The 22,606-nt window shown below is 35.4% G+C and carries 19 protein-coding genes, 1 tRNA gene, 1 rRNA gene and 1 other RNA gene; 4 read left to right on the top strand and 18 right to left on the bottom strand.

Annotation, left to right across the window (positions count from 1 at the left end):
• From IDG66_RS05560 to gltB, 14 genes are all read right to left on the bottom strand, one after another.
• Positions 1-202: ribosomal RNA gene (locus IDG66_RS05560) — 16S ribosomal RNA — on the bottom strand; the annotation flags it as partial.
• A 552-nt stretch (positions 203-754) separates the two neighbouring features.
• A complete protein-coding gene (locus tag IDG66_RS05555) occupies positions 755-853 on the bottom strand; it encodes a hypothetical protein (protein ID WP_001791812.1) in 99 nt (32 codons plus the stop codon).
• A 204-nt stretch (positions 854-1,057) separates the two neighbouring features.
• Positions 1,058-1,654 (bottom strand): recombination mediator RecR, encoded by a 597-nt coding sequence (gene recR, locus IDG66_RS05550; protein WP_000559156.1) that lies wholly within the window; start codon positions 1,652-1,654, stop codon positions 1,058-1,060.
• Between the two features lie 6 nt (positions 1,655-1,660).
• Positions 1,661-1,978 carry a YbaB/EbfC family nucleoid-associated protein gene (locus IDG66_RS05545; RefSeq protein ID WP_001213992.1) on the bottom strand — a complete coding sequence of 106 codons (318 nt, stop codon included), beginning with the start codon at positions 1,976-1,978 and terminating at the stop codon, positions 1,661-1,663.
• Positions 1,979-2,067: 89 nt separating this feature from the next.
• Positions 2,068-3,765 carry a DNA polymerase III subunit gamma/tau gene (dnaX, locus tag IDG66_RS05540; protein ID WP_001109036.1) on the bottom strand — a complete coding sequence of 566 codons (1,698 nt, stop codon included), beginning with the start codon at positions 3,763-3,765 and terminating at the stop codon, positions 2,068-2,070.
• A gap of 68 nt (positions 3,766-3,833) precedes the next feature.
• Positions 3,834-4,358, bottom strand: a complete 525-nt coding sequence (locus IDG66_RS05535; RefSeq protein WP_001167822.1) for a GNAT family N-acetyltransferase — start codon at positions 4,356-4,358, stop codon at positions 3,834-3,836.
• Positions 4,359-4,495: 137 nt separating this feature from the next.
• Positions 4,496-4,597, bottom strand: coding sequence for a hypothetical protein (locus IDG66_RS05530; protein ID WP_031775041.1), 102 nt, complete (start codon positions 4,595-4,597; stop codon positions 4,496-4,498).
• Between the two features lie 72 nt (positions 4,598-4,669).
• An RNA gene (gene ffs / locus IDG66_RS05525) (signal recognition particle sRNA large type) lies at positions 4,670-4,939 on the bottom strand.
• Between the two features lie 61 nt (positions 4,940-5,000).
• Positions 5,001-5,729 (bottom strand): trehalose operon repressor, encoded by a 729-nt coding sequence (gene treR / locus IDG66_RS05520; protein ID WP_001118675.1) that lies wholly within the window; start codon positions 5,727-5,729, stop codon positions 5,001-5,003.
• A gap of 24 nt (positions 5,730-5,753) precedes the next feature.
• Positions 5,754-7,394, bottom strand: a complete 1,641-nt coding sequence (gene treC / locus IDG66_RS05515; protein ID WP_000031502.1) for an alpha,alpha-phosphotrehalase — start codon at positions 7,392-7,394, stop codon at positions 5,754-5,756.
• Between the two features lie 63 nt (positions 7,395-7,457).
• A complete protein-coding gene (treP, locus tag IDG66_RS05510; RefSeq protein ID WP_000279365.1) occupies positions 7,458-8,885 on the bottom strand; it encodes a PTS system trehalose-specific EIIBC component in 1,428 nt (475 codons plus the stop codon).
• 469 nt (positions 8,886-9,354) lie between these two features.
• Positions 9,355-9,447, bottom strand: a tRNA-Ser gene (locus IDG66_RS05505).
• A 268-nt stretch (positions 9,448-9,715) separates the two neighbouring features.
• Positions 9,716-11,179: a glutamate synthase subunit beta gene (locus IDG66_RS05500; RefSeq protein ID WP_000503583.1), complete on the bottom strand. Its 1,464-nt coding sequence runs from the start codon at positions 11,177-11,179 to the stop codon at positions 9,716-9,718.
• A gap of 17 nt (positions 11,180-11,196) precedes the next feature.
• The gene (gltB, locus tag IDG66_RS05495; RefSeq protein ID WP_000551334.1) at positions 11,197-15,696 is read right to left on the bottom strand and encodes a glutamate synthase large subunit; all 4,500 of its coding nucleotides are present in this window, start codon (positions 15,694-15,696) and stop codon (positions 11,197-11,199) included.
• Between the two features lie 181 nt (positions 15,697-15,877).
• Between gltB and gltC the strand changes: the two genes are divergently transcribed.
• From gltC to IDG66_RS05480, 3 genes are all read left to right on the top strand, one after another.
• The gene (gene gltC / locus IDG66_RS05490; RefSeq protein ID WP_000403911.1) at positions 15,878-16,762 is read left to right on the top strand and encodes a glutamate biosynthesis transcriptional regulator GltC; all 885 of its coding nucleotides are present in this window, start codon (positions 15,878-15,880) and stop codon (positions 16,760-16,762) included.
• Positions 16,763-16,876: 114 nt separating this feature from the next.
• Positions 16,877-17,995: a YibE/F family protein gene (locus IDG66_RS05485; RefSeq protein ID WP_001794550.1), complete on the top strand. Its 1,119-nt coding sequence runs from the start codon at positions 16,877-16,879 to the stop codon at positions 17,993-17,995.
• The gene (locus IDG66_RS05480) at positions 17,992-18,774 is read left to right on the top strand and encodes a YibE/F family protein (protein ID WP_000994681.1); all 783 of its coding nucleotides are present in this window, start codon (positions 17,992-17,994) and stop codon (positions 18,772-18,774) included. Before IDG66_RS05485 ends, IDG66_RS05480 begins: the two co-directional genes overlap by 4 nt.
• Before the next feature lie 168 nt (positions 18,775-18,942).
• Here IDG66_RS05480 and IDG66_RS05475 read toward each other — a convergent pair whose 3' ends face one another.
• Entirely contained in the window at positions 18,943-19,428 is a 486-nt protein-coding gene (locus IDG66_RS05475) for a GNAT family N-acetyltransferase (RefSeq protein ID WP_000183668.1), read from the bottom strand.
• On the bottom strand, positions 19,418-19,813 hold the full coding sequence (locus tag IDG66_RS05470) for an NUDIX hydrolase (RefSeq protein WP_000588530.1): 396 nt from the start codon (positions 19,811-19,813) through the stop codon (positions 19,418-19,420). Before IDG66_RS05470 ends, IDG66_RS05475 begins: the two co-directional genes overlap by 11 nt.
• Before the next feature lie 148 nt (positions 19,814-19,961).
• Between IDG66_RS05470 and IDG66_RS05465 the strand changes: the two genes are divergently transcribed.
• Positions 19,962-20,231, top strand: coding sequence for a hypothetical protein (locus IDG66_RS05465; RefSeq protein ID WP_001129473.1), 270 nt, complete (start codon positions 19,962-19,964; stop codon positions 20,229-20,231).
• Positions 20,232-20,415: 184 nt separating this feature from the next.
• On the opposite strand, the gene aaa is transcribed toward IDG66_RS05465, so the two are convergent.
• Positions 20,416-21,420 (bottom strand): autolysin/adhesin Aaa, encoded by a 1,005-nt coding sequence (aaa, locus tag IDG66_RS05460; RefSeq protein ID WP_001170264.1) that lies wholly within the window; start codon positions 21,418-21,420, stop codon positions 20,416-20,418.
• Positions 21,421-21,751: 331 nt separating this feature from the next.
• Positions 21,752-22,594, bottom strand: a complete 843-nt coding sequence (gene gmpC / locus IDG66_RS05455) for a dipeptide ABC transporter glycylmethionine-binding lipoprotein (RefSeq protein WP_000825528.1) — start codon at positions 22,592-22,594, stop codon at positions 21,752-21,754.
• Positions 22,595-22,606: the final 12 nt, after the last annotated feature.

Below are 22,606 nucleotides of genomic sequence, written 5' to 3'. Positions count from 1 at the left end.
TGAACCATGCGGTTCAAAATATTATCCGGTATTAGCTCCGGTTTCCCGAAGTTATCCCAGTCTTATAGGTAGGTTATCCACGTGTTACTCACCCGTCCGCCGCTAACATCAGAGAAGCAAGCTTCTCGTCCGTTCGCTCGACTTGCATGTATTAGGCACGCCGCCAGCGTTCATCCTGAGCCAGGATCAAACTCTCCATAAAAATTATGATGTTTGATTAGCTCATAAATACTAAATAATGTTTGTAACTTATAGTTACGTTTTTTGGAATTAACGTTGACATATTGTCATTCAGTTTTCAATGTTCATTTTTCTTACCGACAAGAATTAATTATACATTTTATTAACATTTAAGTCAACAACTTTTTAAAATTAATTTTCGTTAGTAATTCAAGTTATTTCTTAAGTTGAATTGTTTTGTTTGCCTCAACAAATAAATACTATACAGGCTTTCAAACTGCTTAACAACAGTAAAAATTACACCTTTGTCATCTGTACTGAACGCCCTTATCCTAAAAATCGAACTTAAAAAAAATCCCCACTTATAAATAGTACGTTTTTTAGAACAAGAAACAGATTTTTTTCTAACCATATCAATCAAAAAAACCGCAAAACAGAACGTTATTTTTTTACCAGAAATTAAAAATAAATTTACAAGTTTTAAATAATCTCTCAAAACACCGCTATACAGGCTGATTTAATAAGCTTTAGACCAAAGAAGTACAACTTACTAAGCCAGCATCTATCATTTCAATTACAAAAGAATTTCATTTGCATAGTCATTAACCGCATTTATCAAATTAATAGCACCAACACACCATAACCATAGATCTAATTCGATAATCCAATTCACATCATTACTATTAGAAGTAACAAATCACAACCAACGGCTTGCTTCCTAAAGATTACCCATCCCTCAGTAAAACTAGGTAAACCATACCACCGCCACACCGCAAATAAAGTAGTACATCACACCACACCATAAAAAAAGCCACAATGATTACACTGTGACTTTTCTTACTATAGTATTAAAATCAAAAATGTTTAATAGAAGACATTACATTTCTGTTCTACCTGCGATTGCTTTAGATAATGTTACTTCGTCAGCATACTCTAAATCGCCACCTACCGATAACCCTTGTGCTAATCTCGTCACTTTGATACCTATAGGCTTAACTAATCTAGAAATATACATGGCTGTAGATTCCCCCTCTAAGTTCGGGTTCATAGCTAAGATTAATTCGCTAACTTCATCGTTTTTCAAGCGTTCAATCAATGAAGGAATATTAATATCTTCTGGTCCAATGCCATCCATAGGCGAAATAGACCCATGTAAAACGTGATATAAACCTTTGTATTCTCTCATTTTTTCCATAGCTATGACATCTTTGTCATCTTCCACAACACAAATAACTGAACGATCTCTTTGCTTATCTTCACAAATATAACATGGATCATTTTCAGTAATGTGACCACATACGCTACAATATGTTAATTCTCTCTTAACATCTACTAATGCTTTGGCAAACTGAACAACATCGTCTTCTTTCATATCTAAGGTATGAAAAGCCAGACGTTGGGCTGTCTTTGGACCAATGCCTGGCAATTTCATAAAGCTATCAATAAGTTTTGATATAGGTTCTGGATAATGCATCTATGATCACATTCCAGGGATGTTTAAGCCTTGAGTATGTTTACCTAAACGTTCTTGAGTAAGCTCATCAGCTTTATTCATCGCTTCATTAGTAGCTGCTAACACTAAGTCTTGTAGCATTTCAATATCATCTGGGTCTACAGCTTCTTCTTTGATTTCAACGTCGACAACTTCTTTATGACCAGTTACAGTAACTGCAACCATGCCACCGCCAGCTGTTCCTACAATACGCTCTTCTTTAAGTTTTTCTTGTTCTTGAGCCATTTTCTTTTGCATTTTTTGCATTTGTTTCATCATTTGTTGCATGTTTCCGCCACCGCGCATATTCCATTTCCTCCTTGAAAATCAATAAATATTTATCAATAAAATGATGTTTCTTTCATTATACATACGATTATATCGCTTGTCATGTATCACTCTTCATCTATCACATGTACAGTTTCTTCACCGAAAAGATCTTTTGCTTTTTGAGCAATATCTGTTTGTTGTGCTTGTTGCTTTGGCATATCATCGCCTTCGTTTTTACGATTTTGTAAATACTCCGTTCGAACTCTTTGCCATTGATCTGATGGTACACCAACAACTTTAACGTTTTTATTAACGATATTACATACAACACTTTCTATACTACTACGTTTCTCGTCGTCTTTATTGACGATTTCACAATGGATCTCTTCCTCAAATTTCACAAGTACGTGATCTTCACTTGCCGCCACAGGTTCCGAATTTTGCAATAAACTAACGAGTGATTTTTTATCATTGTTTTTGGCATGATCAATCACTTCTTGCCAATGATCTTTCAACAATTTGATATCTGCCTTATTCGCTTTATCTAGCACTTTTGCAATTTGTTGCATTGAAAATGCATTTTTAGATTTTTGTATGCCTCTCGCAGGCTTTTTCGAAGATTTTTGAACAGGAGCGACACTCACTCCTTGTGCTTTTAGTGTTTTTAGTTCTTGCTCTAACTGTTCCATACGTTGCAACAATACATCTGTGTTTGGCGATGAAGCAATTTGTGCTGGTTCAGCTACATTCGCAATCACTTGTGGTTGACCCTTAATCTGCTCAGCTAATTTTACTAACAACACTTCAAAATGAACGTTTTGATTCACACTAAAACGAATCGACACTAATGTATCATTAATAAGATCAATCATTTGATATAACATATCTAATTCTAAGTTCATCAGTGCTCGATACTCAGTATCTTTCTCAGATGTTTTATTCATAATCGTATCTCTGACAAAATAAATCATATCATTTATTAGGCGATTCACTTCTTTACCCTCTGTTATAAACTGATGGTATTTTTTAAAAGATGCTTGTACGTCACCTTGTACAATATCATCAAACAAGTGATCCAACGCTTCATCATGTACGCTACCTGTGACATTCAACGCATCTTGCAATGTTAACGTACCATCACCAAATGCAATAGCCTGATCCATAATACTTAATGCATCACGCATACCCCCTTCAGACGCTTTAGCGATAAATGCCAAGGCTTCATCTTCACATTCAATTTGTTGTGCATCTGCTACAAATTTTAAACGTTCAACAATTTGATTTAGGCTAATTGCTTTAAAATCAAAACGTTGTGCCCTAGAAATGATTGTTGGAGGGATTTTATGTGGTTCTGTCGTTGCCAATATAAAAATAGCGTGTGCTGGAGGTTCTTCTAACGTCTTTAAAAGGGCATTAAAAGCACCTGTTGTTAGCATGTGCACCTCATCTATAATATAAACTTTATATTTCAATTCACTTGGTGCATATTTAACTTTGTCTCTAATATTTCTTATTTCATCAACGCCATTATTACTAGCAGCATCAATTTCTATCACATCTGAATTAGTCCCCTGCGTAATGCCTTTACAAATATGACATTCATTACAAGGTTCTCCATCAGTGCTATTTAAACAGTTGATTGCTTTAGCAAACACTTTGGCAATACTCGTTTTCCCCGTGCCTCTCGGACCACTAAAAATATAAGCATGCGACTGTTTTTCTTTAGAAATCGCATTGCGCAATGTCTTCGTGACATGTTCTTGTCCGACGACATCCTCGAAACTTTGGGGTCTGTACATACGATATAAGGCTTGATAATTCAAGTTAGCACCTCCATAAACAATTACCTCTCATTATAGCATGATAATACCTTTACTTCTTAATTGAACAATTAATAAAAATGTTCTGGAAATTTTACGATTCCGTGTGGTGCATCCGTCAAATTATCCCATAAATATTTTACAAGTAACGGTGCATCACCAGATTCTAATTTAATGTCATGCTCAGCAGCATTTTGATAACCCAACTTTTCAAAGTAGTCAAAACAATGGTCTACAACAACCGTACTATACTCTTGTGCTTTGGCACGCTCTTCTACTGCTTGAACCAAGCCACGACCTAATTTTTGTCCACGTAATTCAGGATGAACTGATAAAGAGGCAATCGCCAAACCATAATACGTCTTATCATCACTATTAATTTCTACTTCAATTAATAAAACGTGTCCAACGACATCGTTATTTTCATTTTTCGCTATTACTTCTAATTCAAAATTATAGCAAGGAGATTTTCTTAAATGTTTTACTTTCGCAAGTGCTTGCCAACTCGTTTCAGGATTATCATCAAAACTTTCTTCAATACTATTTAAAGATTTATCATAATCTAACTCTGTTAAAGTACTTAAATATATTTGCATATGTCCTCCGTAGGCATTTGATTGTCAATAATCATAACGTATCTCATTAATAATTCTATTGTAAGATACTCCCCCTCATTTCACCATCATTTCTTTATCATCAAATAATAACTTCTTACTTTTCATTGACACAAAAATCATTCAAACTGCACATCGATTTCACTTGAATCAAACTTCACATATAAAAAAGCTACTTCCCACAAACATGTTCCACGTATAATACGCTGAATTGTCTTCAAGAAAGTAGCTTCTATAAATAAATATATATTTTCAACTCTTAATAATCGGTTTAATATTTAAAAAATAAAAAACCGTGCACCTAAGCATCGAACGTAATTCACGAACGTAACCAAAGTCGTTAGCTAAATCTCGGCTACCCTACGGCACATATGATGATCCACTTAATGCTGCTTCCGTCAGGACCTGACATGGTTCATGGGTTCATATTGCATAGGACCGAAATCTTCAAACACTACGTGCTTTGGGCAGACTTCGCAAAAATACGGCCTCAACAAAGGAATTAAGCCTCGCATAAAGCGGATTTCGAGTACAGGGAACCGCTACCTCCCCACCTAGCACGGCAAGATATATATTACTATATTTTAATAGTTAATTGCAAGTATAAATCATTTATATCATTGTTTACTTTATACGACGTCTTGAGAAGTCGTTAAATTTAAATTCATTTGCAAGATGTTTTGAAATATTATATTGAAACGGCATTGTATTTTCTAAATACACAATACTTCGAACTGTTGCTGAATAAGCCACCGATACATCACCAAACAATTGATATGCTTGTTCATCAAACGGTTCAAAAGTAATAGACTTACTTGAATAACTAATATTAAGATTTAATACCTTTTCCAAATAATCATAAATAGAATCACTCGCAACATCATTACCTATGTCTGAAACAATCGACTTTAGAAAATAATCTTCATCAACAATCTTCACATGTTGGTTAAGCCGACGAGTTCTAACAATATGAATGAGTGATTCACTAGAATTGATGTTTAAAGCATGTTGAACTTCTGGAACTTCATGCGCTTCAACAACCTCATTCACAACAACTTCAGTTAAATATGCGACGCCCATTTCTTCTTGCATTTCTTTAAAACTAACCAGTTCAGAAAATGGAAACTCTGTAACCTCCTGATAAATGACAAGTGACCCTTTACCATGAATCTTTTGAATCATGCCGTCTAATGCCAACAAATCTAATGCCTTACGCACGGTCTCTCGAGATGACTGGTACAATTGCACCAAATCATGTTCAGACGGAATTTGTTCACCATATTGAATCTGCCCGTTTAATATATCTTCTTTCAACGCCTCATAAATCTTCATAAACTTTTTTTGTTTCGCCATATAAACGCATCCACTCAATTTATTTTACGCGTTTGTTTCGATTACAATTGCACCAAACCCGCTTATCGTATTATTTTCCACTGTGCCTGTTTGAATCACAACACGACCTTCTCTAGCCAATCCTTCTGGCAAATCAACAGCCGATGCTGAGAAATTCGCAATTACTAGCCATTGTTGATTCTTATAATGACGTTCATAAACAAATAAATGATCATGATCCATAAAACGTGGCACAATGTCTCCATACGTAATAATATCATGCGTATGTCTTAATTGTATTAATTTTTGATACGTATAGAAAATAGACTCTTTATTCTGAAGTGCTTGTCTAACGTTGACCTGATGATAATTTTCCGAAATATCAATCCAAGGCTTACCAGCTGTAAATCCAGCATTAACATCATCACTCCATTGCATAGGCGTTCTCGAATTGTCTCGTGACTTCTGTCCTAAAATCGTTAACACATCCGCTTCAGCATGCCCTTCACTTAACAACTGATGGTAGGCATTAATCGATTCAACATCGCGATATTGTGCTATTGATGTAAAATGTGGGTCCGTCATACCAATTTCTTCACCTTGGTAAATATATGGCGTCCCTTGCAACATATGCAGTGCGATAGCTAACATTTTAGCACTTTGTATCCTCATCTCTTCCGACGTATCATCACCAAATCTAGACACTACCCGTGGCTGATCATGATTACACCAGAAAATCGCGTTCCATCCGCCACCGTCATAAATACCTCGTTGCCATTGCATCAGAATTTTCTTTAACTTATGGAAATCAAGCTTCGCATTTGTCCACTTTTCACCATCAACATAATCAACCTTTAGATGATGAAAATTAAAAACACTATTCAATTCTTGGCGTTCTGGCTGTGTATACTTAATACAATTTTCAATCGTCGTCGAAGACATTTCTCCTACAGTCATCATGTCAGTGTTACCAAACGTTTGACGATTTAATTCATGCAGAAACTCATGCACTCTAGGACCATCCGTATAAAATTCTTTACCTATTTTGTCAGAGTCCTTAAATTCACCTTTAGAAATTAAGTTAATGACATCAAATCGAAAACCATCAACGCCGAAGTCTATCCAATGATTGACTATGCGATATAACGATTGACGTACTTCCGGATTATCCCAATTTAAATCAGCTTGACTGACATCAAATAAATGTAAATAATATTCATCTGTCTCAGAATCAAACTTCCATGCATTACCACCGAATTTAGAATGCCAATTTGTTGGCGGCCCGTCTTCAGATGATCTGAAAAAGTAATAATCTCTATAAGGGTTGTCTTTAGATTTACGGGCTTCTTTAAACCATTCATGCTCCGTCGACGTATGATTAATGACAATATCTAACATCACTTTCAAGTCTTTTTGATGAGCAACTTTGATTAACTTTTCAAAATCATCCATCGTTCCAAAGTCTTCATTGATTTCTAAATAATTGCTGATATCATAGCCATTATCATTCATCGGTGATTCATACACTGGTGTTAACCAAATATAATCAACACCCAATAACTTGATATAATCCAATTTTTCTATAATTCCATTGATATCTCCTATACCATTCCCCGTCGTATCATTAAACGACTTAGGATAAATTTGATATACAACGGATTTTCTCCAATCTATTTCTTTCGACACACAATTACCACCTTATAACGTAATAAAGGACGTCCAAATAACGAACGCCCCTTTTTTATTTTATTAATCTTCAACAATTTCTTTCGCTTTTTGTTTACTAAAATGAGACATCACAATTGTTAGTATACATGGTACAACAATAGCAATAGCTGTCACAATGAGATATACTGGCCAAAATTCTTTTTGAATTGAAATGAATGCTGGCACGCCACCAACACCAACTTTTCCAAGTACGTTATTCATACCAACGATTGCCCCCAATACACAAGATGTTGATATCGCAGCGATAAATGGATATTTCAGAGGTAAGTTCACACCAAACATGGCTGGTTCAGTAACACCTAACATACCAGAAATACAAGATGTTAATGCCAAGCCTTCTTCTTTAACCATTTTACGACGTTTATAGACAAACCATGCTCCAAATGCTGCAGAGCCCTGACAAATATTGGAAATCGCAACGATTGGCCATAAGTACGTACCACCTAAGCTGCTACCCATCAATTGGAAATCTACTGCTAAAAACATATGGTGTAGTCCTGTAATTACAAGTGGTGCATATAACAATCCATATATTGCTCCGCCAAGCCATCCTGCATGTTGGAATATAAATGTAACACCAGATGTAATACCTGTACCAATCAATAACGCAACTGGTCCAATGATAATAAATGCTAAAAATCCAGTAACTAAAAGCGCTACGGGTCCAACGACCAACATTTTTATCGAATCGTGAACGACTTTATTTAATCCTTTTTCAATTTTAGCTAGAACATAAGCTGCAATTAAAACTGGCAACACTTGACCTTGGTAATTCAACTGCTTAATCTCTAAGCCAAATAAGTTCCACGTCGGAATATTCCCTTTTGCCAAATCATACTGAGATACTAATTGCGGATGCATTAAAATCAAACCTAAGACTATGCCTAGAATCGGACTACCACCAAATACACGCATACTACTCCAACCAATTAATGCTGGTAAGAAAATAAATGCCGTACTCGCAATCACATTAATGATGTTTGAAATATCAGCAATTTGTGGATACATCTCAATAAGTGCTTTTGGACCAAATAAACCTTTCATTGTAAGTAAATTATTGATCCCCATTAACAAACCAGCTGTCACAATCGCAGGTAATATTGGTATAAAAATATCCCCTAACAATTTGATCAAACGTTGTACTGGATTCCCTTTTTGCGCAGCTGCTTGTTTCGCTTCATCTTTCGAAGCTTCTTGAGCACCTGTTTCATCAATAAACTGCTTATACACTTCATCGACTGTTCCTGGACCAATGACAATTTGATATTGATGGTCTGCTTTGAACTGCCCCTTGACCAACGCGTTATTACTTAATGCGTCTTTATCAACTTTGCTTTCATCTTTAAGCACTAAACGTAATCGTGTTACACAATGCGTTGCAGCTTCAAGATTTTCTTTTCCCCCAATAGCGCTTACGATGGCTTTTACATCTTCTCTTTTTACAGCCATATATTTCACTCCCTTAATGTCTTAAAACGAGTATAACTTGTCTAGACAAGTTATGTAAAGGCTTTCAACAAATATTTTTTATTTTGTCACAATTATCTGGGGTAGCCATTTCAGAAAATCAATGAGCCATAACGACATATGTAGCAATAACTCCTCGCTACAATTGCGTGATTAACAATACCTCACCACGCTCTCACCATTATAAAGTGTAGATGCATGGCCAACTCCTAAATTGAAAAATGCATATCTATAAATAGCAAACTTGCCCACACAAGCCATCCATCATATTTCACAAAACAAAAAAGACATTTAGCTATGTATATTGCACAAGCCAAATGCCCTTCCAATCTCAATGCCCTATCATTTCTATAGCTAAAAAAACGAGCCATTCAAAGACAAATAAAAAAGGCAAATACTCAAAATTTGAGCACTTACCTTCATTATATATAGTATTTAATATAAATATTGATGGCGGAGGAAGAGGGATTCGAACCCCCGCGAGCCGTTAAGCCCCTGTCGGTTTTCAAGACCGATCCCTTCAGCCGGACTTGGGTATTCCTCCTAAACACAATATTTATCATATATGAACGTTCTGTAAAAGTCAATATTGTTTTTAAGCATTACATGATTACCACAAATCATTGTCTTCCACTACAGTTGACCTATAAACGAATGTAAAAAATCACTACTTATAATTAATCGATTTGTTGTCTTACAAACCTTTGTTTTTAGGTTACAAAGATGGCATGTGACGTTGATAGATACTAGATTATTTCAAACTCGATTCAGCATGCCACAACGTCAACGTAACCACCATTTCCATACAAAGATTATACACAAACTTTACTCGCTAAATACTGATCTACTGCTTTCGCTACGCCTCTACCTTCTTTAATCGCCCATACAACTAAACTTTGACCACGTCTAGCATCTCCAGCAGCAAATACCTTTTCATTATTAGTTTGATAGTTTGTATCATCCGCCACGATTCGATTTCTATCCGTTTTAATGTTAAAAGCATTCGGTACTGTTGGTTCTGTACCTTCGAAGCCGATTGATAATAATACAAGGTCAGCAGGCCAAAATCTTTCAGGTCCTTCTTTCATGACCATACCATTTTCGCCTTGCTCTAAAATTTGAGTATACAAACCACGTATGTGTCCTTTATCGTCAACATCGTAACGCATTGTTTGAACACCATATGCACGTGGTTCCTTACCAAACTTAGCTTCGTACTCTTGGTGCGCATAGTCCATTTTAAACACCGGCATTGCTAAAGGCCATGATGCATTTTCTGTAAATGTAATTGCTTCTGGCAATTTCGTATATTTATTAAATTGAACAATCGATTTACAATTTTCTCTTAATGCTGTCGCTACACAGTCTGCCCCTGTATCACCAGCACCAATGATAATGACATTCTTATCTTTTGCAGTTATTGTTATATCATCAATTTCTCCATTTAACAACTGCGTTTGTTCAGTTAAATAATCCATAGCGAAATGTATACCATCACCCATGCGTCCTTCTAAAGGTAAATCTCTACCTTTTTGTGCACCAGTACATAATATAATGGCATCATACTCAGATTCTAACGTTGCTTTATCAATATCAACGCCTACTTCAACACCATTAATGAAAGTAATGCCCGCTTCTTCCATTAACTTAATACGACGTCGAACCACATCTTTATCAAGTTTCATATTCGGAATACCATACATTAATAAACCGCCTGATTCTCTAGCACGTTCATAAATAGTTACTTGATATCCTAGTAGATTAAGTTCTTCAGCAGCAGCTAATCCTGCTGGACCGCTTCCAACGATTGCCACTTTTTCATCTCTACGGCGACTCGGAACTTTCGGCGCTACCCAACCATTTTCAAAAGCTTCATCAATAATTGTGCGTTCAATACCTTTAATCGCAATCGATTCTCTATTAATCTTCATCACACAAGCACTTTCGCATGGTGCAGGACATACACGCCCTGTAAAGTCAGGAAAGTTATTTGTTTCGCTTAAGCGTTCATAAGCAGTTTTAAAATCTTGATGATACACTAAGTCGTTCCATTCAGGAATGTAGTTTCCAATTGGACAACCTATTGTTTCCCTACCATACTGTTGTCCGGTTTGACAAAACGGCGTTCCACAATCCATACATCGTGCACCTTGGATAGAGGCATCTTCTTTAGTAAATCGTTGTTGATATGCTTTATGATGCTTCAAACGGTCTACCAGTGATAATTCACCTAAGTACTGTTTGTCATACTTCATAAATCCTTTAAATTCACCCATCGTATCTCCCCCTTTCCTTAATACACAACGGCTGGTTTATGTTTAGCGTCGATTGTTTTACTGTCATCGTAAAATGCAGCTAACATCGCTTCATCTTCATTGTCATGTAATGATTTGTGCAAATGAATTTTTTGCATCATTAATTGATAATCTTTAGGAATAACTTTAACGACGACATCTTCAATGCGATCAAAATGTTTTAACACATGAATCGCTCTCGTACTATTCGTGTGTGACACATGTTCTTCCAGCATTTGCTTAATGAATGCTTTTTCTTCTTGGTGTTTAATCTTTGTAAACGAAAGCGTATCTAGTTGATTATTTTCAACAAAAGCTTCTACATCAGACGGGATAACGTAAGCAATACCACCACTCATACCTTGACCGAAGTTCTTACCTACATCACCTAAATTAATGACATGTCCACCAGTCATGTACTCTAATCCATGGTCACCGATACCTTCAACGACAACATCTACACCACTATTTCTAATACAGAATCTTTCTCCTGCACTACCGTTAATAAATGCCTTACCACCTGTCGCACCATAGAATGAGACGTTACCAGCAATAATTTCATTTTGTCGTTCTTCAAAAGGTGCTTTGACAATGACCGTACCACCAGATAATCCTTTACCAACATAGTCATTCGCATCTCCAGTATGATGAATCATTAAGCCTTTCGGTGCATATGCTGCAAGACTTTGACCAGCATGACCATTCGTATAAACATTAATTGTATTTTCAGGAAGTCCTGCTTCTCCATATTGTTTCGAAATCTCACTACCTGTAATAACTCCTACATCACGTTGTTCATTATTTACTGTAAAGCTACCTGTATAGCGACGCCCTTCAGCAATATACGGCTTCGTTACTTCATATAAATTTGTTAAATCAAATCCATGCTCAAGATTATGATTTTGTTGAATTTCTTTTGTGTTTGGCCCATCGAAAGGACATAACAGTTTTTCAACATCAATACTAGCCGCTTTGCTATTCACTTTTAATGTTGATGATCGTTGTAATAAATCAGTTCTTCCAACTAAGTCTTCTACACGTTTCAAACCTAAAGATGCTAAAATTTCTCTTAATTCTTGTGCAATAAAATGCATAAAATTAACAACATGATGTGCTTTACCTCTATATAAAGCACGTAAATCTTTGTTTTGAGTTGCAACTCCTACTGGACATGTATCTTTATGGCATACACGCATCATAATACAGCCCAACACCACTAATGGTGCAGTTGCAAATCCAAATTCTTCCGCTCCAAGCGCACATGCGTACGCTACATCTTTACCAGTTAATAACTTACCGTCTGTTTCTAACTTAACACGACTTCTTAAGTCGTTTAGTTTTAATGTTTGATGTGTTTCTGCTAAACCAATCTCCCAAGGAACACCGGCATGCTGAATACTCGTTTTAGGTGAAGCCCCTGTACCACCATCGTAACCACTGATGACAATTTTATCTGCAAATGCTTTTGCCACCCCAGATGCAATGGTACCAACACCTGTTTTCGAAACTAATTTTACCGCGATATCTGCATCTTTATTCGCATTTTTTAAATCATGTATCAGTTGCGCTAAATCTTCTATTGAATAAATATCATGATGTGGCGGTGGTGAAATCAGACCGATACCTGGCGTTGACCCTCTTGTCTTCGCAATCCACGGATATACCTTAGTACCAGGTAATTGACCACCTTCACCAGGCTTTGCACCTTGCGCAACTTTAATTTGAATTTCTTTGGCATGTTGTAAATAATCACTAGTTACACCAAAACGCCCAGAAGCAACTTGTTTAATCGCACTTACTTTGTTGCTTCCATCAACTTGTACTTCATAACGTTTTGCATCTTCGCCACCTTCACCACTATTACTCTTTCCACCTAATTGGTTCATGGCTTGTGCTAACGTTTCATGTGCTTCCGCTGAAATCGATCCATAACTCATCGCCCCTGTATTAAAGCGTTTGACAATGTCACTTACCGGTTCAACTTGGTCGATGTCAATCGGTGTACATGCTTTAAATTCAAGTAAATGTCTAATGTGATCTGTTCTATTTTTGTTCACCGCTTCAGAGTATGCTTTAAATTGCGCATAGTCATTTTCTTTACATGCGTGCTGCAATAAGAAAATAGATTCCGGATTAAAAGCATGATGTTGACCTTGTTGTCTCCATTGGAATGTACTACCTGATGCAAGATAATTATCATCACTTTGTTGACGTGCTTTATTTTCAGCATCAATTTGATCAATCGAAATACCCGATAACTTAGACTGTATCCCAGTAAAATAACGATCAATCACATCATGAGACAAGCCAATCGCTTCAAATATTTGTGCACCTTGATAACTTTGCACTGTCGAAATTCCCATCTTAGCCATTACTTTAATGACACCTTCGGACAATACATCCGTATATGTCTTAACATTATCGACAACGGTGCCTTGTAACCCTTCTGTCAATGTCAGTTGTTCAACTGTACGTTGCGCTAGGTATGGCACAATTGCATTCGCGCCATATGCGAGTAAACAAGCAACATGATGCACTTCTCGTGTCTCACCAGATTTAGCGACTAAACTTGTAGACATACGTAAATCTGCTTTAATAAGTAATTGATGCACATGACTTATTGCGAGTAACATCGGCATTGCAAAGCCATTGCTATCAACTAATCCACTATCATCTAACACTAGAATTTGAGCGCCTTGCTTTACAGCATTCACTGCTTCTCGGCCTAATGCTTCTAACGCATCTTCCAAATCCCCTTCATATACCGTTGATAAATAAGTTAATTTAAAATGTTCCTGATCAATCGCTGCTATGTGTGATTCATTCAATACCGGCCTTTTCAATTGAATACGATCTAAAACCGTTTCGTCAGGTGCTAGTAAGTTACCTTCGCCACCTAAATAAGAAAGTTCACTCGTTACGATTTTTTCACGATACGCATCAATTGGTGGATTCGTAACTTGTGCAAACAGCTGTTTAAAGTAATTAAATAGTGATTCTGGTCGCTCGTTCAACACTGCAATTGGCGCATCATATCCCATTGCACCGATAGGATCCTTCTTACCTTCTACAAGTTCCTGAATATACTTATGAATCTCTTCTTTCGTGTATGCAAACTGACGTTGTAATTTAAATAACGTCTCATCTTTCCATTGCGAATCTTGATATTGTATATTTTCAAAATCAAAGTCAACTTTATGGTTATCAATCCACGCTTTATATGGTAATTCTCCAGCAATCGCACCTTTCAAATCATTATTTTCAATGACTTTATTCTGTTTAAAATCAACAAGCAATAACTTTCCAGGATTCAATTGACCTTTAAAAGCAACATTACTTTCAGGTACGTCCACAACACCCACTTCAGATGAAAAGACAATAAAGTTATCTTTAGTAATCGTATAACGACCTGGACGTAATCCATTTCTATCTGTAAGCGCGCCAAGTTTGTCACCGTTACAGAACGAAATCATTGTAGGACCATCCCACGGTTCCATTAAATAACTATAAAATTCATAAAATGCACGTACATTTGCATCATTCGCTTCATTGTATAACCAAGGTTCAGGTATGAGTAACATCGCTGCCTTTTCTGGCTCCATGGCTAACGATAAGAACTCTAGCGCATTATCTACAATGGCAGAGTCACTACCATCCTCATCGACAATTTGAAACACTTTATGTTGATCCTCGCCAAATAATGTTTCGATTAATTTATGTTGGCGTGCTCGCATCCAGTTCACATTACCTTTAATCGTGTTAATCTCACCATTATGCATTAACATACGGTTAGGATGCGCCCTTTTCCAACTCGGGAATGTATTCGTACTAAATCTCGAATGCACTAACCCTAGCTTTGATTGATATAAATCATCCGATAAATCTGTATAGAGTTTTTTAATTTGGTCTGATCGTAACCAACCTTTATATACAATTGTTTTGCGTGATAAGCTCGTAAAATACAATTCTAAATCGCACTGAGTCGAATAGAACTCTAATTGTTTTCTCGCTAAAAACAAACGCTTTTCAACATCTTCAATGTCCCTAATATCAATAAACACTTGTTGAATGACTGGCATCGTATCTGCTACATGTTTAGCAATGGCATCTTTATTAACTGGTACATTACGATAACCAAGAATTGATAACCCTTCACCTTCAAAATATTTTTTAAAAACTGCTTCATGTTCAGAACCTAAAATGCGTTCTTTGGAAAAAAATAACCCCACGGCATATTCACCTTCACCTGGGATATCAAAGTCCGTTACATGTTGTTTGAAAAATGCAAAAGGTATTTCAGTCATAATACCTGCGCCATCACCAGTGATGCCATCTGCGCCGACCCCGCCCCTGTGATCTAAGCGTCGCAACATTTCAAGCGATTTATCAATGATGTCGTGAGACCTTTTATTATCCATATTCGCATAAAAACCAATACCACACGCATCATGTTCCTCACGATAGTCATATAAGCCTTTAATTAATTTCTCATTGTGCATGATGCACACCCCTTTTTTTAGAATATTCTGATATTAGTTATTAATGATAATTACTATAATCTAAAAAATTTATCTGTTCAATATATAAAATAGAAGATATTCATCTAAAAAATAGAACATTTATCAATAATATTGCTATAATAGTTACAAAACACTCATTTTTGGAGGTGCCTATATCACTATGGAAATTAAACAATTAAGATATTTTATCGAGGTCGCTAAAAGAGAACATATCTCCGAAACAGCACTTGAACTAAACATTGCTCAATCAGCGATAAGCCGTCAAATTACATTATTAGAACAAGAACTTAATGTGTCTTTATTTAAAAAGCAAGGACGCAATATTACGCTCACTTCTGAAGGGAAATTATTATTTAATGAAGCTCTGCGCATTATTGAACATTTAGATAGCACGATTGAACAATTTCAAAGCCATGGATTAACTAAAAATAAAAGTATCTACATTGGCTATGATGAGAGTGACGTATCCCACATGTTACTACCACTTATCCAAACGTTTCATTTACAAAATGATACACATGTCATACCGAACTTATTAGATCATGACACGATTATAAATAGCGTATTAAATGGGAATATAGACATTGGTTTCACGGAACTTACACCAGAAATACGTAAACACAAACAATTACATATGCTACCTTTATTCGAAGAGCACTATCATTTATATGCGCCTTCAGACGATCCAATTACGATGGCGACACACCCACCATTAATTCAGTTTGAGCATAGTCATATTTATTGCTTGGCACCATTTGCCGAAACTGTAAAAAAACAATTGCGCAAGATTACTAAATCAGATGTATACACAATCAGTAGCCAACCACTTGCGCAGTATCTCCTTCGTCAAAAAGAAGGTTACATCATTTCATCACAAAATATACATTTACCAGAATCTAAATCATGGATAGATATAAAATTAGATCATACTGAATTAAAAAGAACGATATGTGCTATTACGAAAGAACCTTATACGAAGAGTGATATTGGTATCTTATTAACACTCATTCAGCAATTAATGACTAAAACGTCTACATTCCATTAAGTAATTCGATGCTATCAATGATGATTTTCGTTTTACACTTAGCAGTAATATCTTTGAAAATAAAAAATTAAGGGCGTATAATCACCATATTAATTCATTCATAGAATTGGGGTTTTGTTTTTGAAATATAGAAATTTATTTACAAAGCCATTTAATATAATTTTAGGTTTGTTCTGCATCGCATTCATTGGTGCTATTTTATTTACATTCAATAATGAGAACTTTTACAACAAACCAATTGGTCAAATTATAGATGTCAAACATGTTTCTTCGACACCTACAAAAGATGCACAAAATAATCGTGATATTAAATATAAAAATCAATTAAAAGTCAAAATATTAAATGGTCAATTTGCTGGAGAAACGACGACGATTAATCATCAGTACGTCAAATCGCAAGCAGATTCTGAGGCATTTCGCACACACGAAAAAGTATTATTACATATTTCTAACAAGCCGAGTGATGCTTATATTATAGAAAAGAAGCGTGATACCTTAACGGTTATCATCACTGGTTTGTTCTTATTAACTGTATTATTGGTTGGTCGCAAAGTCGGACTGCAATCGATTTTATCGTTAATCTTGAATTCTATTGCCATATTAATCGCAATTTACATTCATATTCAACATAGCAATATTAATTTATTCTTACTCATGACCATTGCCATGATCTGTTCAACAATACTCACTTTATTGCTCGTTACAGGCTGGCATATGCGCACACTCATTACCATAGCCAGTACAATTATCGGAACTTTTTTGAGTATAGGTTTAACAGAATTAATCATATATATGACAGACGGTAAAGGCATTAAATATGAAACGATGAACTTTTTATCATTACCACCGAAAGATATCTTCCTAGCCTCAGTGTTAATAGGTTCACTTGGCGCTATTATGGATGTTGCAATTACAATTGCTAGTGGTATGCATGAAATTTTACAGCGTACGCCACACATTTCAATGAGGAGATGGGCGCTTGCTGGCCGAAACATCGGCCAAGATATTATGGGAACAATGACTAACATCTTATTATTCTCATATTTATCCGGTGCACTACCTATGTTTTTAATCTTTTTAAAAAATGCCAATACAGTGACTTATACTATTTCGATGAATTGGTCGTTAGAAATTGCGCGCGCACTAACAGGTGGTATAGGTATCGTACTTACAATTCCTATCACAATATTGTTTATGGAAATATTTGAAACATTAAGGAGGGCGAAACAATGAATGCTGTATTTATATTGGCGTTATTGCTCCTCTTTCTGATGATAATTTTCGGAGGTAGAAAGGGATTCATCTCTTATTTAACCCTATTTTTAAATTTTGCTATTTTAATTATTAGTATTGTGTTGATTATTTTTGGCGTACCGATTTATGTCGTCACATTCTTTTTCTGCATTATTATTGGCGCTTGTAATTTATTCGTACTCAATAGTTACAATGTTAAAACACAAGCTGCATTTATCAGCACTATCGTTACAACAATATTGTTGATTACACTCATTTATTTATCGGTCTACTTCGGTCATCTACAAGGCTTTTCAACCGAACAACAAGATGAAACATATGTGTATTCAATGAATATTGGCATTGATATGGTTCAATTTATGGTGTTCACTATTATTCTTGCTGTTATTGCAGCTGTGATAGATTTAACAATTACCATTAGTTCACCCATTTATGAATTGCATCAAGTGAATCCAACGCTTACGCAATACGAATTATTCCAATCTGGCATGCGTGTTGGTAGAGAAATTTTAGCGACATCTGCGAACACGATTTACCTTGCCTTTTTTGGTGGCCAACTTGCTTTATTTATTTGGTTTTTCAAACTTAAATATTCATTTGGTCATATTATAAACTCGAAAATATTTGCCCAAGAATTTATTTCTATTATTTTAGGCGGTATTGCCGTTGCAATCAGTATTCCGATTACGGCTTGGATTACGGCATTTTTAATAAAAAGACCATCTCGACAGCGCAAAAATGATGAGTCTATCAATTAATCGCAACTAGCAATATAACTTAAGTTAAGCGACCTGTGGATATATGTCAATTGTTCACTAGGTCGCTTTTTACTATAGTAAATTGTCCGATGATCTATAACAAAAAGCACCTTTATTCATCATTAATTGTTGTGGTCGACGATGAGTAAAGATGCTTTTAAATTTAATTTATTTTATAGTTAACGCCATAATATGAACAGGTCTTCCGATGAACATACTATCTCCCATATATTGATATCCTTGTTGGCGATAAAGTGCCATGGCATGTGGATTGTCAGTATTAACCGTTAACACAATCTCATTAATATCCTGAAATGTTGAAGTGATAAATGACGCCAATTTTTCCATTACCACTTTACCTATTCCTCTATTACGATAACGTTGATCAACACTAAATGACCTGAAAAATACTGCATCTTGGTTATCGCTAAATGGTGCGACCCCTTTTCCACGATGTAATGTAAAAAAGGCCACACATTGCCTGCCATCCATTACAACGATGGGATACCTTTCATTATCAGACATTGCAGCTGTAATATTTTCCTCTGGCGTTTTAACAAACTTCAAATCACTTTCACTTAATTGAAAAGCTTCTAACATCGAATAATCTTGTGGGACATAATGTCGTAACATGATGGTGTCATTATTTGTCATGTTTACCACCATACGTTTCAATCCAAACTTTGACAGCAGGCGCAATCAACGCATCATTATCTTTATCAATCCAGCGTATATCCGTAATTTCATTATTGATAGTTACGTTTTCCCAATCGATTTTGGTTAATGCGCGAAATCCATTTAACTCAGTTAACATATCCTGTTGTGGATATGCAGGACCTACAATTGTCCCGATATATTCAATTTCATCCATTGTTAATGTTAAATTTAATTCTTCTTTTACTTCTCTTAACAGCGCTTGTACTCGTGATTCCCCTTCTTCTATTTTACCACCTGGGAAATAATACTTTTCGCGATTCCTTACTTGAACAAGTAATATTTTATCAGCTGTTTCTTCAACTAAACAGACACATTTAATCATCTTTGACACCCCAACTTTGTGAAATCAATTTTTAAAATTATACTGTACAATTATGTTATCATATATGAGTAGTTATAGCGCAAAACGTTAGCAATTCAGCGCACCCAATTTTTCATATAAACAGAAGATACTAGGGGGAATTATTATTATGGCAAAACGTTCCAAATCACAACGTTTATCAAGTTTACTAAATGTCGCAGGTTTCATAGTCGACGGCTACAATGGCTATAAATATCATGCTAAAAATAAAAAATTAGTATATCTTTCATTAGGTTTAAGCACTGTAGGAACCGTGTTAGACTTTTACATTTCAATTAAGTCACCACGTAAGTTCAAAAAAGCAGTGGCAGTTGTTACTTTAATAACAAACGGTGCTAGATTATTTACAAGCATTCGCAAAGTAAAGCATGAATACTAATTCAGAAAAGGATTGGTCGAACATAGAACATGAAGTTCATTCGACCAATCCTTTTTCTTATACAAAAATTCCTATTACAACAATCACGACTTTGATAGCCCCGCCATAAAGTTTAGGATTCAATCCAACTTTTCAGCTTGTGAAATGTAATAGGAATTCATTATATATTTATATACGTAAGACTTTAGTGAATATATCTATAATTATTTACTTGGTAAGCTGGTACCGTTCTGTAAGTTAAAATACCTGGTGCAGCTGAATAGTTCATTTCTGAAACTAAAATACTACCATCGTTATTTACACGTTCTACAAACATAACATGACCATAATAACCTACATCTGTTTGAGCGATAGAACCTACAGTAGGTCTATTGTCGATAGTGTAACCATCTGCTGCCGCTGCGTTATCCCAGTTATTAGCATTCCACCAATAAGTACTAATACCTTTACCAATTTCAGCACGACGATTAAATACATGATATGTACATTGACCCCATGTATATAAGTTTTGGTGACTGAATACTGGTGTATTGTAACCTCTATTTGTCGTTGTTGCAGATCCTGAGTTCGTAGATGCATTACCAGTTACTTTCAATTTTTGACCCGGATATATAAAGAAATTATTTAAGCCATTTAAGCTCATAATTTTTTGATAAGTTGTACCATATTTTGATGCGATTAATGACAATGAGTCACCTGCTTGTACTGTATAGTATGATCCGCCACCTGAGTTCGTTGATGGACGGCTACTATTGCTCGCAGCGTTACTTGAGCTAGCAGTACCTGATACTTTTAATTTTTGACCTGGATAAATAAAGAAATTATTTAAACCATTAAGTCGCATAATGTTTTGGTAAGTTGTACCATATTTTGATGCGATTAATGATAATGAGTCGCCTGCTTGTACTGTGTAGTATGATCCGCCACCTGAGTTCGTTGATGGACGGCTACTATTACTCGTAGAATTACTTGAGCCAGATACTTTTAGTACTTGGTTTGGGAAAATTAGATTAGATGTTAAATTGTTTAATGACTTTAATTTAGCAATCGAAATCCCATACTTATTTGAAATTGCCCACACTGATTCACCCGGTTTTACTGTGTGAGTTGTAGCCGCATTTGCTTGAGTTGCCGCAACAGCGCTAATCGCGCTTGTCCCAATAATAGCTGCAATTACTTTTTTTTGCACTTTAAAATCCTCCTCTTGCTTAACTTTCCTAACATTCTTTTATCCGAATTTATGAATACTACATCATTATACGATTTTATTATGTATAATAGGTTGATGTTTGATGACATTATGATTACAAAAAAATCATATACTGTATCATCAAATTTTATAATTACCCCTTAAAATTATTACAACTTATTAGATTTTACAATATCTAAATTATTACAATTTCATAATATTTCACTATAAAATGATTACAATCCCTTTCTCTATTGGAAATAATTTTATTCTCCAACAATAACGCCCTACAAACATAAGCATGAACTTTGCTTGTAGGACGCAATATAATTTATTTTGCTAATGACGTTTCTATTGCCTTAATCTCATCTTTAGATAAATTAACAGGTTTCTCTCCATCTTTGACATCTTCCTGCAACGCTTTTTGAGCTTCTTTTGAATGATACAATTCTACGATTTTAGCATATGTTTTGTTATCCAAGTCTTTGTCATTAACTGCAACAATATTAATATATGGCTTTACAGCATCTGAATTTGATTTTTCTAAAAATATCGGATCATTTTTAGGGTCTTTCCCCGCTTTAGTTGCTACACCGTTATTAATAACTGCAATATCGACATCAGATAAAGCACGCGCAGTTTGCTGTGCATCTACTGCAGTAATTTTTAAATGTTTTGGATTTGACGTTATAGCTTTCACTGTACCTGCTAATCCGAAATCTTTTTTCAGTTTTATTAAACCAGCTGCTTCTAATAGTTTAAGTGCACGTGCTTGGTTTGATACATCATTTGGAATGACAACTTTAGCACCATCTTTAACCTTTTTGACATCTTTAATTTTATCTGAGTAAATGCCCAACGGTGCTAAAACTGTTGTACTCAATGCTGAAATCTTTGTTCCTTTATGTGCCTTCTTATACTGATCTAAAAATGCAAAATGTTGGAATGCATTCATATCAATATCACCATCGTTTAATGCTTTATTCGGTAAATTGTAATCGGAAAAGTGCTTAATCTCCACATCAATATCATCTTTTTTAGCTAATTCTTTAACCTTCTCCCAAGCCTTAGTGTCATTTGATGCGACACCAATTGTTACTTTTTTATCATTGTTACTACCACACGCTGCTAATAATACAAGTGCTACGATAACTAACCCAATCAATCTTTTCATTCTATCAATTCC

Origin of the sequence: Staphylococcus sp. EG-SA-18, from assembly GCF_017151825.1 — a bacterium.
Taxonomy (GTDB): domain Bacteria; phylum Bacillota; class Bacilli; order Staphylococcales; family Staphylococcaceae; genus Staphylococcus; species Staphylococcus aureus.
Note: the sequence above shows the minus strand (reverse complement) of the source record. Positions and strands in the feature narration are given on the sequence as shown.

What these genes read in the sequence shown, in the direction of transcription:
- recR (WP_000559156.1), bottom strand. Translation starts at nt 1,654, where the DNA reads ATGCATTATCCAGAACCTATATCAAAACTTATTGATAGCTTTATGAAA.
- IDG66_RS05545 (WP_001213992.1), bottom strand. Translation starts at nt 1,978, where the DNA reads ATGCGCGGTGGCGGAAACATGCAACAAATGATGAAACAAATGCAAAAA.
- IDG66_RS05535 (WP_001167822.1), bottom strand. Translation starts at nt 4,358, where the DNA reads ATGCAAATATATTTAAGTACTTTAACAGAGTTAGATTATGATAAATCT.
- treR (WP_001118675.1), bottom strand. Translation starts at nt 5,729, where the DNA reads ATGGCGAAACAAAAAAAGTTTATGAAGATTTATGAGGCGTTGAAAGAA.
- treP (WP_000279365.1), bottom strand. Translation starts at nt 8,885, where the DNA reads ATGGCTGTAAAAAGAGAAGATGTAAAAGCCATCGTAAGCGCTATTGGG.
- IDG66_RS05500 (WP_000503583.1), bottom strand. Translation starts at nt 11,179, where the DNA reads ATGGGTGAATTTAAAGGATTTATGAAGTATGACAAACAGTACTTAGGT.
- gltB (WP_000551334.1), bottom strand. Translation starts at nt 15,696, where the DNA reads ATGCACAATGAGAAATTAATTAAAGGCTTATATGACTATCGTGAGGAA.
- gltC (WP_000403911.1), top strand. Translation starts at nt 15,878, where the DNA reads ATGGAAATTAAACAATTAAGATATTTTATCGAGGTCGCTAAAAGAGAA.
- IDG66_RS05480 (WP_000994681.1), top strand. Translation starts at nt 17,992, where the DNA reads ATGAATGCTGTATTTATATTGGCGTTATTGCTCCTCTTTCTGATGATA.
- IDG66_RS05475 (WP_000183668.1), bottom strand. Translation starts at nt 19,428, where the DNA reads ATGACAAATAATGACACCATCATGTTACGACATTATGTCCCACAAGAT.
- IDG66_RS05470 (WP_000588530.1), bottom strand. Translation starts at nt 19,813, where the DNA reads ATGATTAAATGTGTCTGTTTAGTTGAAGAAACAGCTGATAAAATATTA.
- IDG66_RS05465 (WP_001129473.1), top strand. Translation starts at nt 19,962, where the DNA reads ATGGCAAAACGTTCCAAATCACAACGTTTATCAAGTTTACTAAATGTC.
- gmpC (WP_000825528.1), bottom strand. Translation starts at nt 22,594, where the DNA reads ATGAAAAGATTGATTGGGTTAGTTATCGTAGCACTTGTATTATTAGCA.